The organism is Virgisporangium ochraceum (genome assembly GCF_016863655.1).
GTDB lineage: Bacteria > Actinomycetota > Actinomycetes > Mycobacteriales > Micromonosporaceae > Virgisporangium > Virgisporangium ochraceum.
Genome location: NZ_BOPH01000075.1, coordinates 1 through 14,045, shown reverse-complemented (window position 1 = coordinate 14,045; position 14,045 = coordinate 1). Strand labels below are relative to the sequence as shown.

Genomic DNA, 14,045 nt, shown 5'->3' with positions numbered 1-14,045 from the left:
ATCGGGGTGATCTTATGCTCGCGCGCCTGAAAGTGGCCGCGACGGCCGGCGTGGTCGCGCTGGGTCTGACCGTCCTGGCGGCACCCGCTGGCGCGCAGGACCCCGAACCGTTCTCCCGCTCGGCCGCCACCACCTACCAGGTGACGCTCGCCGCGCGGGCCTGCGGCTCCTACGCCGACGTCGTCGCCAACCAGGTGCGCGACGAGGGTGGCGAGAGCCCCGGCCGCCCCGGTCGTGACAGCTCCTACGAGCCCGGCGAGCCGGTCGATCCGGTGGTCGAGGAGCAGAGCGGCTGCGAGCCGCTCACCGGGGTCAGCTTCACGCTGGGCGCCGGCCGGGAGAAGAAGGGCGCGCTGTCGGGCGTCACCGCACCGGCCGCACCGGTGACGACGGTGGCCGACACCCCGCAGTTCGACGCGACCGGCCGGCTGACCGGCGGCCGGATGCGCGGAGCGGTGACCACGGCGTTGAGCGAGGTCCAGATGAACCTCGCCGGCAAGCGCGAGCTGTGGGTGCAGGGCGGCACGCCGTCGGCGCCGGTGCCCGACGGGCTGCAGTTCGCCGCGTTGCGTTGCGCCATCGACGGCCGCACCGGCGGCAACGCGCAGTGGATCGGCTACCTGCCGGGCAGCCGGCACGCGTTCTGTTACGCGTACTACGTGCGTGGTGCCGCGCCGACGGGCACGTTCACCGTGAAGCTGCGCACCACGAAGGCGGTCGGGTATCCGCAGCGGGTCCCGTTCGGGTCGAACCTGAGCCAGAGCGGCACGTTCCCGATGACGGCCGACAGCAGTTCGGTGTCGTTCACGCGGGTGTCGGGCGAGACGTACCGGTTGCGGCCGCAGTTGCCGGCGGGGTGGCGGCTGGCCGACGTGACGTGCTCGGCGTCGCGGCAGGTGGTCGACCTCGGCACCGGCCAGGCCGACGTCACGCTGCTGCCCGACGAGAACGCGACCTGCACGTTCGCGGTCACGCCGCCGGCCGCCGGGCCGGGCCTCACCGTCCGGGCGGTCAGCGAGGGCGGCGGTGGCACGTTCGGCGTGGTGGTCGCCGTACCGGGTGCGAGCCCGTCGTCGAGTCCCGGCACGGGCGGCTCGGGTGGCGGCTCGTCTCCGGGCATCCGGCTGCTGTCGGTGGCGCCGGCCGGCGACGGCAACCCGGTCACCGCGTCGGGTGCGGATCTCAGCGCGCTGCCCGCCGGCCAGTACCGGCTGACCGTGAACCCGCCGGCCGCCGAGGCCGATCTGTGGTCGGTCGGCACGGCCGCCTGCAACGGCTCGCCGGTCACGGTGCAGGGCCGCGCGGTGCAGGTCACCGTGGGGTCGGGCGCGGTGACCGACTGCGTGCTGCGCCTGGTGCGCCGGCAGGGCACCGCGACGCTGAAGGTGGTGACCCAGGAGGCCGTGGCCACGGCCGGCTTCGCGCTCGTGCCGCTGGCGGCACCGGGTGTGCCGGCGTCGGCTCCGGGCTGGTCGGCGTCGGCCACCACCACCCGGGCCGGCGACGCCGCGCCGGCCAGCGGCGACGTGCCCGGGTCGCTGCCGTTCGGCACCTACCTCGTGATCCCGGTGGCGCCGCTGACGACGGTCGACCAGGCGTGGCGGCTCACGTCGCTGGGCTGCAACCCGGGCTCGTCGGGCGGCCCGGACACCCGGGCGCTGTCGATCGACGTGCGCGCGGCCACCCCGACCGTGGACTGCACGGCCACCTACGAGCCGGTGCGTGCCGCCGAGCTCCGGGTCAACCTGCAGGTCGACGGTGCGGCGAGCAGCGCTGGCGCGGTCGTGCTCGACGTCAGCTGCGTCGACGGGTCCACCGGTCGCCTGGTTCTGCCGGCCGGCGACCAGGCCTCGGCCGACCTGCCCGCCCCGCTGATCTTCACCGCCGACACGACGTGCACCGTCGGCCTCACCGAGGAGACCGAGACGCCGATGAGCGCCTCCCTGGTGAACGAGTCGGCCTCGGGCAACGCGCCGCTGTCGCTGCCGGCCACGGTCGCCGTGCGGCCGCCCGGTCAGGAGTCGTCGGCCGACCCTTCCGCCGGCGACATCCGTCTCGCCGTGACGCTCAGCTACACGAGCATGGGTGGGGGTGGCGAGAAGCAGAAGCCGGGCGTGATCGAGTCGTTCACGCTGCTGCCGGTCGCCCTGATCGGCATGGGCCTGATCGGCATCGGCGCCGCCGTCCTCCTGGTGATGGTCGCGAGACGCCGAATGGGCCTGGACGAAGACGACGACTACTGACAGTGCGCCCGGCGGGCCGCCCACGGCACCCCCCACGCCCCCCTCCGCCGATCTTGCAGTCGTGGCCTCCCTTAAAAGACGACATTTCCGCAAATAGTGGCGGCCACAAGTGCAAGATCGGCGCAACGGACGGGCCCGGCGGCCCGCCCGCGGCGACGGGCCGGCAGGCCGGAGCCCGGATTTCTAGAGCGGGATGTTCCCGTGCTTCTTCGGGGGCAGGGTCTCGCGCTTGGTGCGGAGCATCCGCAGCCCGCGCACGATCTCGGCGCGCGTCTCCGACGGTTTGATCACCGCGTCGACGTAGCCGCGTTCGGCGGCCACGTACGGGTTGGCCAGCGTGTCCTCGTACTCGCGGATCTTCTCGGCCCGCACCGCCACGGGATCCTCGGCGTCGCGGAGTTCCGCCCGGTACAGGATGTTCACGGCGCCCTGGGCGCCCATCACCGCGATCTGCGCCGTGGGCCAGGCGAAGTTCAGATCGGCGCCGAGGTGCTTGGAGCCCATGACGTCGTACGCGCCGCCGTAGGCCTTGCGGGTGATCACGGTGAGCTTGGGGACGGTGGCCTCGCCGTAGGCGTAGATGAGCTTGGCGCCGCGGCGGATGATCCCCTCCCACTCCTGGCCGGTGCCGGGCAGGAAGCCGGGCACGTCGACGAAGGTCAGCAACGGGATGTTGAACGCGTCGCAGGTGCGGACGAACCGGGCGGCCTTCTCGGAGGCGTCGATGTCGAGGCAGCCGGCCAGCACCATGGGCTGGTTCGCGACCACGCCGACGGGCCGGCCCTCGACGCGGCCGAAACCGACCACGATGTTCCCCGCGAACAGCTCCATGATCTCGAGGAACTCGCCGTCGTCGAGGACGGCCTCGATCACGGTGTGGATGTCGTAGGGCTGGTTCGCCGAGTCGGGCACCAGGGAGTCCAGGGCCAGGTCGGTCTCGGAGACGGACAGGTCGGCGTCCGTGGGGTAGATCGGCGGCTCGTCGAGGTTGTTCGACGGCAGGTGCGACAGCAGCGCCTTCACGTACCCGATCGCGTCCTCCTCGTCGGAGGCGAGGTAGTGGGCGTTGCCGCTCTTGGTGTTGTGGGTGCGCGCGCCGCCGAGGTCCTCGAACGTCACGTCCTCACCGGTGACGGTCTTGATCACGTCGGGGCCGGTGATGAACATGTGTGACGTCTGGTCGACCATCACGGTGAAGTCGGTGATCGCGGGGGAGTAGACCGCGCCGCCCGCACACGGTCCCATCACGACCGACACCTGCGGGATCACGCCGCTGGCGCGGACGTTGCGGAAGAAGATCTCCGCGTACAGGCCGAGGGAGACCACGCCCTCCTGGATGCGGGCGCCGCCCGAGTCGTTGAGGCCGACCACCGGGCAGCCGGTCTTCATCGCGAGGTCCATGACCTTGACGATCTTTTCGCCGAACACCTCGCCGAGGCTGCCGCCGAACACCGTGAAGTCCTGCGAGAACACGCATACCGGGCGGCCGTCGACGGTGCCGTACCCGGTGACCACGCCGTCGCCGTACGGGCGCGTCGCGTCGATGCCGAACGCGGTGGCGCGGTGCCGGGCCAGCGCGTCGATCTCCACGAACGAGTCCTTGTCGAGCAGCATCCCGATCCGCTCGCGCGCGGTCTTCTTGCCGCGGGCGTGCTGCTTCTCCACCGCCCGGGCGGAACCGGCGTGCACCGCCTCGTCGAGCCGTCGTTCCAGGTCAGCGACCCGGCCGGCGGTCGTATGGATATCTGGGGCGGCGTCTGGGCTCATGGTCGGGATCGTAGTCCGCGATGATGGCCCGGTGACCAGTCCATACACAGACCTGGGTCGTCCGCCACTCGACGAGGCGGCGCTGCGCCGCGCGCTCCTGGTCCCGAACGGTCTCTACACCGATCTGCGGGTGACGCCCGAGACGGCCTCGACCAACGCCGACGTCGCCGCCGCGGCCCGCGCGGGCGCCGCCGAGGGCCTGGTGATCACGGCGGAGAGCCAGGCCGCAGGCCGGGGCCGGCTCGGCCGCGGGTGGTCGTCGCCGCCGCGGGCCGGCCTCGCCGTCTCGGTGCTGCTGCGACCGGACGCGGTGAGCGGCTGGTTCCCGCTGCTGGTCGGCGTGGCGGCGGTGGAGGCCGTACGCCGGGTCGCCGAGGTCGACGCCGTGCTCAAGTGGCCCAACGACGTGCTGGTGGGCGACCGGAAGCTCGGCGGCATCCTGGTGGAACTGCACGACGGCGTGGTGGTGGCCGGTGTGGGCCTGAACGTGTCGCTGCGCGCCGAGGAGCTGCCGGTTCCGGCGGCGACCTCGCTGGTGCTGGCCGGTGCGGCGAACGCCGACCGCGACCCGCTGCTGCGCGCGCTGCTGCGCCGGCTCGCCGACTGGTACGCCCGCTGGCGCGACGCCGCCGGCGACCCGGTGGCGTGCGGGCTCCGCGACACCTATCTCCTGCACTGCGCCACGATCGGCCGGGAGGTGCGCCTCGACCTGCCCGGTGACCGGTCGGTCACCGGCACCGCCGGCGACATCGACCGCGACGGCCGCATCGTGGTCGACGGCCTTCCCTACGCCGCCGCGGACGTCGTGCACCTGCGGTGACTGCTGTGACGGGTGTGCAACCAGTAGCCTGACCGCCGTGGGCTTCCCCGAAAGCGTTCTCACCACCGACGAAGAGGTCGTGCTGCACCTGCGCCCGCACTGGCGCCGGCTTGTGGCACCGGTCGGGTGGTTGCTGCTCGTGCTGGCCGCGGTGGTCGGCGGGCTGGTGATCTGGGGCGGCACCGGCGCCCTGGTGATCGCCGTGCTCGGCGTCGGCCTGCTGATGTGGGTGGCGCTGTGGCCGTACCTGGAGTGGCGCACGACACACTACGTCTTCACCACCGAGCGGGTGCTGTACCGCGAGGGCGTGCTCGCCCGCCGCGGCCGCGACATCCCGCTGGCCCGCATCAACGACGTGTCGTTCTCGCACTCGCTGCTGGAGCGGATGCTCGGCTCGGGCACGATGACGATCGAGTCGGCCGGCGAGCGTGGCCAACTGGTGCTGGCGGATCTGCCCGGCGTGGAACGCACCCAGACGGTGCTCTACGACCTGGTCGAGCAGGACCGGGTGCGTCCGAAGGCCGAAGAGGACGAGGACGGCACCGGCAAGCTCCCGCTCTAGCGGCGGTTGCTCGTCGCTTCCTCGTCGGCCGAGGTGCGCTGCTTGATGGTCATCTCGACCTCGAGTGGCGCCGTGAGCTGCTGGAACTCCGACTCCTCCTCGTAGGCCTCGGCCAGCACCTCCATCGCGGAGGCCGGCTGGGCGTGATCGGCCGGGTGCGGCCGGAACACCAGCGTGCGGTAGGCCCAGAAGCGGAACACCATGCCCAGGCCGATGCCGATCATCGTGGCGACGTTGAGCCACAGGCGGTCGGTGGTCTCCGACAGGCCGAAGCCGTACTTGGCCACACCCACGACGCCCGACTGGATCAGCGTGCCGGCGAGATTGAAGCCGACGAACAGCACGGCCTCGCGGCTGGCCTGCGTCTTCTGCCGGGACCGGTAGGTCCAGTAGCGGTGCGCCACATAGGCGAGAGCCACGGTGATCACGTTGGCGAGGATCGTCGCCTTCACCGCGCCCATGGTCATCGTCAGGTTGAAGATGACGAAGTAGAGCACCGAGTTCGCGGCGCCGATGAGCGCGAACGCCGACACCTCGGGTACGAGTGAACGCACCCTCTGGGGCAGGACCGAAGCGACCGAGGCTAGATGCACCTGGGCAACTGTACGTGACCGGGCAAGCCGTTGTATCGCGATGAGATTTCGATCTGGCGCCGTTACTTCCCTTGTGTGCAGCCAGTTATCGAGGTGTTACGAAGCCGTACGGAAGACGATGTTCCGGTAGCTCCAGAAACGGAAGGTAGTGCCGAGAGCACCACCGACGATCTGTTTCGAGATGTTCTCGGCGAGTGGTGTGGTGAACGCCGGCCAGATCGACCCCAGCCCATACGTGCTGATGGCCAGGCAGATCAGGGCGATCAACAGGCCGACCGCGTTGAAGATGAAGTACAGCGTGTACTCCCGGCGCAGCCCGGACCGCTCGCGGTCGCGCCAGGTCCAGAAGCGGTTCCCGACGAACGCCGCCGTCGCGGCGACCGCCATCGAGGCGGTCGCGCTGGTGAGCGATTCCACACCCGCCTGGCGGAGCAGATTGAAGATTGCGACGTCGATCACAAGCGCGATCGAGCCGACGACCCCGAACTTCCCCAGCTCGTGGATGAGGTGCGAGAACCGGTCGTAGAGCCGGCGCAGCGCCGACCGGTCGTCGGGCTCGGTGTCGGGGTGGTGGACCGCTTCGTCGAGGTCGTGTGCCGCCTCGACCACCTCGATGGCGGCCGACGTGCTGTCGACCGAGTGTGAGGCGGCGTCTGCTTCGTCTCCGGTTCCGGCCGGCGCGGGGGTCACCACCCTTACGAGGGTAATCGGCGTGGTCGCGGGCCGCCGTCCCCGCCCGCCGATCTTGAAAGCGTGCGTGGAACTGCGTGCTCCGCGGGATAAACGTGCTGCTCCGCGCGTCCAACGTGAAAAGATTGACGTCTTGTGCAGAGTTTCACAAAGTTCTCCTCTGCCGTCTCCTTAACGTCGGCTTACGCTGAGGCAACCCCTGAACGACCCAACCGCCGCGCCAACATCCACCGGCGCGGCGGGGCTGCCGCATCCACACACAGCGGATCAGCGATACGCAAGGCGACCGCAAGGAGATGCCAATGTCCGCTCCGGCCACCGTTGCGGGGCTTGATCAAGCCCCCACCAGCCATTCCAAGCTGTTGACCTGGGTTCGCGAGGTCGCTGAGCTCACCACCCCCGACTCCGTGGTCTGGTGTGACGGCTCCACCGGGGAGTGGAAGCGCATCACCGACGAGCTCGTCGACGCCGGAACGCTCGTGCGTCTCGACGAGGAGAAGCGGCCCAACTCGTTCTGGGCCCGCACCGACCCGACCGACGTGGCGCGGGTCGAGGAGCGCACGTTCATCTGCTCGGTCGACGAGGCCGACGCCGGCCCCACCAACAACTGGATGGCCCCCGCCGAGATGAAGCGGGTCATGACCGACCTGTACCGGGGATCCATGCGTGGCCGGACCATGTACGTCATCCCGTTCTGCATGGGTCCGCTCGACGCGCCCAACCCGATGTTCGGCGTGGAGCTCACCGACAGCCCGTACGTGGTCACCAGCATGCGGATCATGACCCGGATGGGCACCGAGGTGCTCGAGAAGATGGGCGACGACGCGGAGTTCGTGCCGTGTCTGCACTCGCTCGGAGCGCCGCTGGAGCCCGGTGCCGCCGACGTGGCGTGGCCGTGCAACGAGACCAAGTACATCTCGCACTTCCCGGAGACCCGCGAGATCTGGAGCTACGGGTCCGGGTACGGCGGCAACTCGCTGCTCGGGAAGAAGTGCTACTCGCTGCGCATCGCGAGCGCGATGGCCCGCGACGAGGGCTGGCTCGCCGAGCACATGCTGATCATGAAGTTGACCTCGCCCGAGCGGAAGACCTACTACGTGGCGGCGGCGTTCCCGTCGGCGTGCGGCAAGACCAACCTGGCCATGCTCGAACCGACGATCCCCGGCTGGAAGGTCGAGACGCTCGGCGACGACATCGCCTGGATGCGCTTCGGCGACGACGGCCGCCTGTACGCCACGAACCCGGAGTACGGCCTGTTCGGCGTCGCGCCCGGCACCGACTGGAAGACCAACCCCAACGCGATGCGCACGCTCGCCAAGGGCAACTCGGTCTTCACCAACGTCGCCCTCACCGACGACGGCGACATCTGGTGGGAGGGCATGGGCGACCCGCCCGGGCACCTCACCGACTGGAAGGGCGAGGATTGGACGCCCGACTCCGACGAGCTGTCGAGCCACCCGAACTCGCGGTTCTGCACGCCGATCAACCAGTGCCCGATCCTGGCACCGGAGTACGACGACCCGCGGGGCGTGCCGATCGACGCGATCCTGTTCGGCGGCCGGCGCCGCGACACCATCCCGCTGGTCACCGAGGCCCGTGACTGGGTGCACGGGGTCTACCTGGGCGCCACGCTCTCGTCGGAGACGACGGCCGCGGCGGCCGGCAAGGTCGGCGTCGTGCGGCGTGACCCGATGGCGATGCTGCCGTTCATCGGCTACAACGCCGGCGACTACTTCGGCCACTGGATCGCGATGGGCAAGGGCGCCGGCGACGGCGCCACCGACAAGAAGCTGCCGAAGATCTTCTACGTCAACTGGTTCCGGCGCGGCGACGACGGCCGCTTCCTGTGGCCCGGGTTCGGCGAGAACTCCCGGGTGCTGAAGTGGGTCGTCGAGCGGATCGAGGGCCGGGCCGGGGCGGTGGAGTCGCCGGTCGGCATGGTCCCGTCCGCGACGGCGCTCGACCTCGACGGCCTGGACCTCGACGCGGCCGACCTGGAGGCGGTGCTGCGCGTCGACGCCGACGAGTGGAAGGCGGAGATCCCGCAGGTCGCCGAGTGGTTCACGAAGTTCGGCGACAAGCTGCCCGGCGTGCTGTGGGCCGAGCTCGACGCGCTCAAAGCGCGTCTCGGTGTGGAGTAGTTGGGGAGAAAGTGTGCAGGCCAGCGGCCCACGCCGGGTCGCTGGCTAACTTCGGTGCGTGGATCCGCGCCTCCTTCTCTATGCCCTGTACGAGCGGCGGCTGCTCCGGTCGCTGGCCGGGCGGCCGCTGCCGCGTCACGTCGGTGTGATGTGTGACGGGAACCGGCGCTGGGCGCGCGGCCAGGGCCACGCCGACCCGAGCACCTGGTACGACGAGGGCGCCCGCCGCACGAAGGACCTGGTGCGCTGGTGCGACGAGGTGGGCGTCGAGCACGTCACCCTCTGGCTGCTGTCGACCGACAACCTCTCCCGGCCGGCCGCCGAGATCGACCCGCTGCTGCGGGTGATCGAGAACCTGGTCACCGACTTCGCTCTCGACGGAAATCCGTGGCGGCTGAAGATGGTCGGCGCGCTCGACCTGCTGCCGGGTCCCACCGCGGCGGTGCTCAAGACCGCCGAGGCGCAGACCCTCACCCGATCAGGTGGCGCGCAGGTGAACATCGCGGTGGGCTACGGCGGTCGGCAGGAGATCACCGACGCGGTCCGCTCGCTCCTGCACGAGCACGCCGCCGCCGGCACCCCGATCGGGGAGCTGGCCGAGACCATCGACGCCGATCAGATCGCCGACCACCTCTACACGCGCGGCCAGCCCGATCCCGACCTGCTCATCCGCACGAGCGGCGAGTTGCGGCTCTCCGGATTCATGCTGTGGCAGAGCGCCAACTCCGAGTACTACTTCTGCGACGCGTACTGGCCGGAGTTCCGCCGCACCGACTTCCTGCGGGCGTTGCGCTCCTACGCCGACCGTCACCGCCGTTTCGGCACCTGACCTGCACCAGCGCGGCTGCTGGCCGAAGCGGTCCGCACCGGTTAGCGTCTGTGGTGCGGAGCCGGGTTTTCCGGGTCCGTCCGGCAGACTCCCGGGCTAGTGCTGTGCCACGACGAACGTGGGATGCGCACCCGCTTCCCACGCCGGGGCGCCGGTGGCAGCAAGCTGTGGGCCGGGGGTGCCCGCCCGCCGGAGATGCCCTGTGACCGTTCGTCGTTCCAGCTCGCGGGGCACCGTCCCGCAGCAGGCCTCCGCTCCCGCCACCGCCGCCACCGCGGCCGGTGCGCCGGCGAAGAAGACCCGTTCCCGCGCCCGCGCGGCCGTCGTCGACAGCGAGCCCGCCCCAGCGGCGCAGCCTGTCGACCCGGCCCGGCGCACGATCGTTCTCGACACGTCGGTCCTCCTGTCCGACCCGGGCGCGTTCCACCGGTTCGACGAGCACGAAGTGGTGCTCCCGCTGGTGGTCATCTCGGAGGTGGAGGCCAAGCGGCACCATCCCGAGCTCGGCTGGTTCGCGCGCCGGTCACTCCGCTTCCTCGATGAGCTGCGGGTCAAGCACGTGCGGCTCGACCAGCCGGTGCCGGTCAACGAGGTGGGCGGCACGCTGCGGGTGGAGCTCAACCACGCCGACCCGTCGGCGCTGCCGCTGGGCTACCGCAATGAGACGAACGACGCGCGCATCCTCACCGTCGCGCTGGGACTCGCGGCGGAGGGGCGTGACGTCACGCTCGTCACCAAGGACATGCCGCTGCGGGTCAAGGCCGCCGCGGTGGGGTTGCGGGCCGACGAGTACCGGCAGACCCCGGTCTCCGATCCCACGTGGACCGGCATGGTCGAGGTTCCGGTCTCCGAAGACGACGTCAAGCGGTTGTACGCGGGTGAGCCGCTCGATCTGCCGGCGGAGCTGGACCTGCCGGTGCACACCGGGCTGGTGCTGCAGTCGAACAACGGGTCGGCACTCGGGCGGCTCGGCGTCGACAAGCAGGTGCGGCTCGTGCGGACCGACCGGGACACGTTCGGGCTGCGGGGCCGCTCGGCCGAGCAGCGGGTGGCCCTGGACATCCTGCTCGACGAGACCATCGGCATCGTGTCGCTCGGCGGCCGGGCCGGCACCGGCAAGTCCGCCCTGGCGCTGTGCGCGGGCCTCGAGTCGGTGATGGAGCGGCGCAAGCACAAGAAGGTCGTGGTCTTCCGCCCGCTGTACGCGGTGGGTGGGCAGGAGCTGGGCTACCTGCCCGGTGACGCGAACGAGAAGATGGCGCCGTGGGCGCAGGCCGTCTTCGACACATTGGGCGCCGTGGTGCACGACAACGTGCTGGAGGAGGTGGCGGCCCGCGGGATGCTCGAGGTGCTGCCGCTGACCCACATCCGCGGCCGGAGCCTGCACGACTCGTTCGTGATCGTCGACGAGGCACAGTCGCTGGAGCGCGGAGTGCTGCTGACGGTGCTCTCGCGCATCGGAACCGGATCGCGGGTCGTGCTGACCCACGACGTCGCTCAGCGTGACAACCTGCGTGTGGGGCGTTACGACGGCATCGCCGCCGTCATCGAGGTCATGAAAGGTCATCCACTTTTCGCTCACATCACGTTGACCCGTTCCGAACGCTCTGCAATCGCGGAGGTGGTCACCGACCTGCTGGAGGACGAGCCTTTCTCTCCATGAATTTCCCAATTTAGCGGTATTTCGTAGGGTGACAAGAATCACAGAACACACGGGTGAACTCGCGACCCGGGGGTTCTTTGAGCCAGGGTGTTCGACGGACTTGCCCATCTCCATGGGTAGGTCCGTCGATCGGTCGGGGAGTTGGCGGCCGATCCGCCCGCCGGGCGCGGTCACGGTCGGTTGCCGAGAACCGGGTCTGGTCGTCTTGCCCCCGACGAAGGGAACCTGTTTGTGACCGGGCTGTGGAACCGGGTGGGCCTCTACCGTTCGCTCGGCGTGCTGGCTCTTGTCGGAGCCCTTGCCGGTGGTGTCGCGGTGGCCGCTGACGGTCCGACCCAGCAACCCACGACCGCGAACAACGCCTCGAACTCGGAGCCGCTCAACGTGGCCGACTTCGAGCGTCAGGACGCGGAGCGGGCCGAGGCCGAACGGGCCGCGCGCGACACCGCGCAGCGCAAGGCCGACGAGGCCGCCACGGCGGCCGCGGAGAAGAAGAAGTCGCCGAGCGCGTCGACGTCGAAGGGCGCCTCGACGGGCAAGCCCGGTGCGGGGGTTCCGCCGGCGCCGGCCTCGTGCCAGGTGTACAGCGGCCACCGTCAGACCGGCTGCACGTTGACCCTGGCGGCGGGCTTCGACCTTCAGCAGTTCGCCTGCCTGGAGAAGCTCTTCACCAAGGAGAGCAACTGGAACCCGTCGGCCCGGAACAAGAGCTCCGGCGCCTACGGCATCCCGCAGGCCCTGCCGGGCCCGAAGATGGCCACGGCCGGCAGCGACTGGGAGACGAACGCGGCCACCCAGATCAGGTGGGGCCTGAGCTACATCAAGGGCCGGTACACCACGCCGTGCAACGCGTGGGGCCACTCGCAGGCCAACGGCTGGTACTAGGCATTTCGTGAACGATCGGGGCGAACGTCGGTTCGTCCCGCTCCGTTCGTTTGCGGTCCGCCTGAGGTGCTGCTAACAATTTGGCGTGGCCGCGGTCGATATCACCGGAACCCAGTCCGACGCCTCCCGCTTCGGCACCGACGCCTTCTACGCATCGATCGGCCGCGCCTTCGTCGCGATGTGCGCGTTCGTGCCGATCCTGTTCGTGGTCGAGCTCGTCGACATGCAGGTCGACGGTCGGCTCGACCAGGCCGGCGGCATCCTGCCCCGCGACCCGGCCGGCCTCGACGGCATCGTGTTCGCGCCGTTCCTGCACGCCGGCTACACGCATCTCGTCGGCAACAGCATTCCGCTGATCCTGATGGGCACGTTCGTCCTGGCCGCCGGCGGCAGCCGGTTCCTCGCGTCGACCGTGCTGATCGCGTTGGTCAGCGGCGTCGGGGTGTGGTTCTTCAGCCCGACCGACACGGTCACCGTCGGCGCCAGCGGGGTCATCTTCGGGTACCTCGCCGTGCTGCTCACCCGCGGTCTGGTCGAGCACAGCTGGTGGAACGTGGCGGTCGGGCTCCTGATCGCACTGCTCTACGGCTGGTCGCTGCTCGGGGTGCTGCCCACCGATGAGCGGATCTCGTGGCAGGGCCACCTGTTCGGCTTCATCGGCGGGGTGATCGCCGCGGTGGTGTTCCGCCGGCGCAGCCAGGGTCCTGGCTTCCTGTCGCGGCTCCGGTTCCGCAAGCGGGTCGAGGTCGAGGCCTGAGTCCTGCCCTTGCCGACCGGCCGGGTGCGCCGTACCGTCGCGGGACGGTGAGCGACCGGAAGGTGCCCCACACATGCGGCAAGTCGACCTCGCGATCGTCGGAGCGGGCCCGACGGGGCTGTTCGCGGCGTACTACGCCGGCTTCCGCGGCCTGTCGACGGTGGTGATCGACGCGCTGCCCGAGCCGGGCGGCCAGGTCACCGCGATGTACCCCGAGAAGATGATCTACGATGTGGCCGGCTTTCCCGCGATCCGCGGCCGTGACCTGGTGACGAACCTGGTCGAGCAGGCCGCCCAGTTCGGCCCCGACTACCGGCTCGGGGTGCGGGCCGACACGATCGAGCACGCCGACGGCCTGCCCGTGCTGGGGCTGTCCGACGGCACCCGGCTGCACTGCGGATCGGTGCTGATCACCGGCGGCCTGGGCAGCTTCAGCGCCCGTCCGCTGCCGTGTGCCGCCGACTTCACCGGCGCCGGTGTCTGCTACTTCGTGCCGCACCTCGATGACCTGACCGGCCATGACGTGGTGATAGTCGGCGGCGGCGATTCGGCGTTCGACTGGGCGTTGGCGCTTCAGCCGGTGGCGAGATCGGTGACCGTGGTGCACCGGCGCGACCGGTTCCGCGCCCACGCGTCGACGGTGAACCGGGTGCAGGCCCTACCCGTCGAGATCATCGTGAACGCCCAGCTCGACCGCCTGCACGGCTCCGACAAGGTGAGCGGCGTCGAGGTGACCGTGAAGGGTGCGCCGGAGCCGAGGCTGCTCCCGGCCGACACGGTGGTGGCCGCGCTGGGTTTCACCGCCGACCTGGGTCCCCTCACCGAGTGGGGCCTCGACCTGGACAAGCGCCACATCAAGGTCGACTCGACGACGGCGACCAACCTGCCGAGGGTGTTCGCCGCGGGCGACATCAGCGAGTACCCGGGCAAGGTCCGGCTGATCGCGGTCGGCTTCGGCGAGGCCGCCACCGCCGTGAACAACGCGGCGGTCGCCATCGACCCGGCCGCGCACCTGTTCCCGGGCCACTCCTCCGACGCGGGCTAGTGTCCTGAGTCGTTGATTCGTATCGGTCGTGGGTGTGTCACTGTGCGTTC

The 14,045-nt window shown here is 70.4% G+C and carries 12 protein-coding genes; 9 read left to right on the top strand and 3 right to left on the bottom strand.

Going from position 1 to position 14,045, the window contains the following annotated elements:
• Positions 1-14: 14 nt before the first annotated feature.
• Complete coding sequence (locus Voc01_RS26130; RefSeq protein WP_203930195.1) at positions 15-2,243, top strand: hypothetical protein; 2,229 nt, start codon at positions 15-17, stop codon at positions 2,241-2,243.
• A 183-nt stretch (positions 2,244-2,426) separates the two neighbouring features.
• Here the strand turns inward: Voc01_RS26130 and Voc01_RS26125 are convergent, their stop codons facing one another.
• Positions 2,427-4,010: an acyl-CoA carboxylase subunit beta gene (locus Voc01_RS26125; RefSeq protein WP_203930194.1), complete on the bottom strand. Its 1,584-nt coding sequence runs from the start codon at positions 4,008-4,010 to the stop codon at positions 2,427-2,429.
• Here Voc01_RS26125 and Voc01_RS26120 point away from each other — a divergent pair.
• Both Voc01_RS26120 and Voc01_RS26115 read left to right on the top strand, forming a co-directional pair.
• Complete coding sequence (locus Voc01_RS26120; protein ID WP_203930193.1) at positions 4,009-4,830, top strand: biotin--[acetyl-CoA-carboxylase] ligase; 822 nt, start codon at positions 4,009-4,011, stop codon at positions 4,828-4,830. The two genes, Voc01_RS26125 and Voc01_RS26120, sit on opposite strands and share 2 nt — an antisense overlap.
• Positions 4,831-4,867: 37 nt before the next feature.
• Positions 4,868-5,392, top strand: coding sequence for a PH domain-containing protein (locus Voc01_RS26115; RefSeq protein ID WP_203930192.1), 525 nt, complete (start codon positions 4,868-4,870; stop codon positions 5,390-5,392).
• On the opposite strand, the gene Voc01_RS26110 is transcribed toward Voc01_RS26115, so the two are convergent.
• Positions 5,389-5,946, bottom strand: coding sequence for a GtrA family protein (locus Voc01_RS26110; protein ID WP_203930191.1), 558 nt, complete (start codon positions 5,944-5,946; stop codon positions 5,389-5,391). The genes Voc01_RS26115 and Voc01_RS26110 overlap by 4 nt on opposite strands.
• Before the next feature lie 135 nt (positions 5,947-6,081).
• The gene (locus Voc01_RS26105; protein WP_307781593.1) at positions 6,082-6,678 is read right to left on the bottom strand and encodes a GtrA family protein; all 597 of its coding nucleotides are present in this window, start codon (positions 6,676-6,678) and stop codon (positions 6,082-6,084) included.
• Positions 6,679-6,977: 299 nt separating this feature from the next.
• Here Voc01_RS26105 and Voc01_RS26100 point away from each other — a divergent pair, with 299 nt between their 5' ends.
• The 6 genes from Voc01_RS26100 to Voc01_RS26075 all read left to right on the top strand — a co-directional run bounded on the left by Voc01_RS26100 (position 6,978) and on the right by Voc01_RS26075 (position 13,995).
• A complete protein-coding gene (locus Voc01_RS26100) occupies positions 6,978-8,816 on the top strand; it encodes a phosphoenolpyruvate carboxykinase (GTP) (RefSeq protein ID WP_203930190.1) in 1,839 nt (612 codons plus the stop codon).
• A 58-nt stretch (positions 8,817-8,874) separates the two neighbouring features.
• Entirely contained in the window at positions 8,875-9,645 is a 771-nt protein-coding gene (locus Voc01_RS26095; protein ID WP_203930189.1) for an isoprenyl transferase, read from the top strand.
• A gap of 202 nt (positions 9,646-9,847) precedes the next feature.
• Complete coding sequence (phoH2, locus tag Voc01_RS26090) at positions 9,848-11,308, top strand: RNA 5'-3' helicase PhoH2 (RefSeq protein WP_203930188.1); 1,461 nt, start codon at positions 9,848-9,850, stop codon at positions 11,306-11,308.
• 231 nt (positions 11,309-11,539) lie between these two features.
• Complete coding sequence (locus Voc01_RS26085) at positions 11,540-12,193, top strand: aggregation-promoting factor C-terminal-like domain-containing protein (RefSeq protein WP_203930187.1); 654 nt, start codon at positions 11,540-11,542, stop codon at positions 12,191-12,193.
• 85 nt (positions 12,194-12,278) lie between these two features.
• The gene (locus tag Voc01_RS26080) at positions 12,279-12,950 is read left to right on the top strand and encodes a rhomboid family intramembrane serine protease (protein WP_239160495.1); all 672 of its coding nucleotides are present in this window, start codon (positions 12,279-12,281) and stop codon (positions 12,948-12,950) included.
• Between the two features lie 73 nt (positions 12,951-13,023).
• Entirely contained in the window at positions 13,024-13,995 is a 972-nt protein-coding gene (locus Voc01_RS26075; RefSeq protein ID WP_203930186.1) for an NAD(P)/FAD-dependent oxidoreductase, read from the top strand.
• Positions 13,996-14,045 lie beyond the last annotated feature (50 nt).

Coding starts and splice junctions, on each gene's coding strand:
- Voc01_RS26130 (WP_203930195.1), top strand. CDS start 15: ATGCTCGCGCGCCTGAAAGTGGCCGCGACGGCCGGCGTGGTCGCGCTG.
- Voc01_RS26120 (WP_203930193.1), top strand. CDS start 4,009: ATGGTCGGGATCGTAGTCCGCGATGATGGCCCGGTGACCAGTCCATAC.
- Voc01_RS26125 (WP_203930194.1), bottom strand. CDS start 4,010: ATGAGCCCAGACGCCGCCCCAGATATCCATACGACCGCCGGCCGGGTC.
- Voc01_RS26100 (WP_203930190.1), top strand. CDS start 6,978: ATGTCCGCTCCGGCCACCGTTGCGGGGCTTGATCAAGCCCCCACCAGC.
- Voc01_RS26075 (WP_203930186.1), top strand. CDS start 13,024: ATGCGGCAAGTCGACCTCGCGATCGTCGGAGCGGGCCCGACGGGGCTG.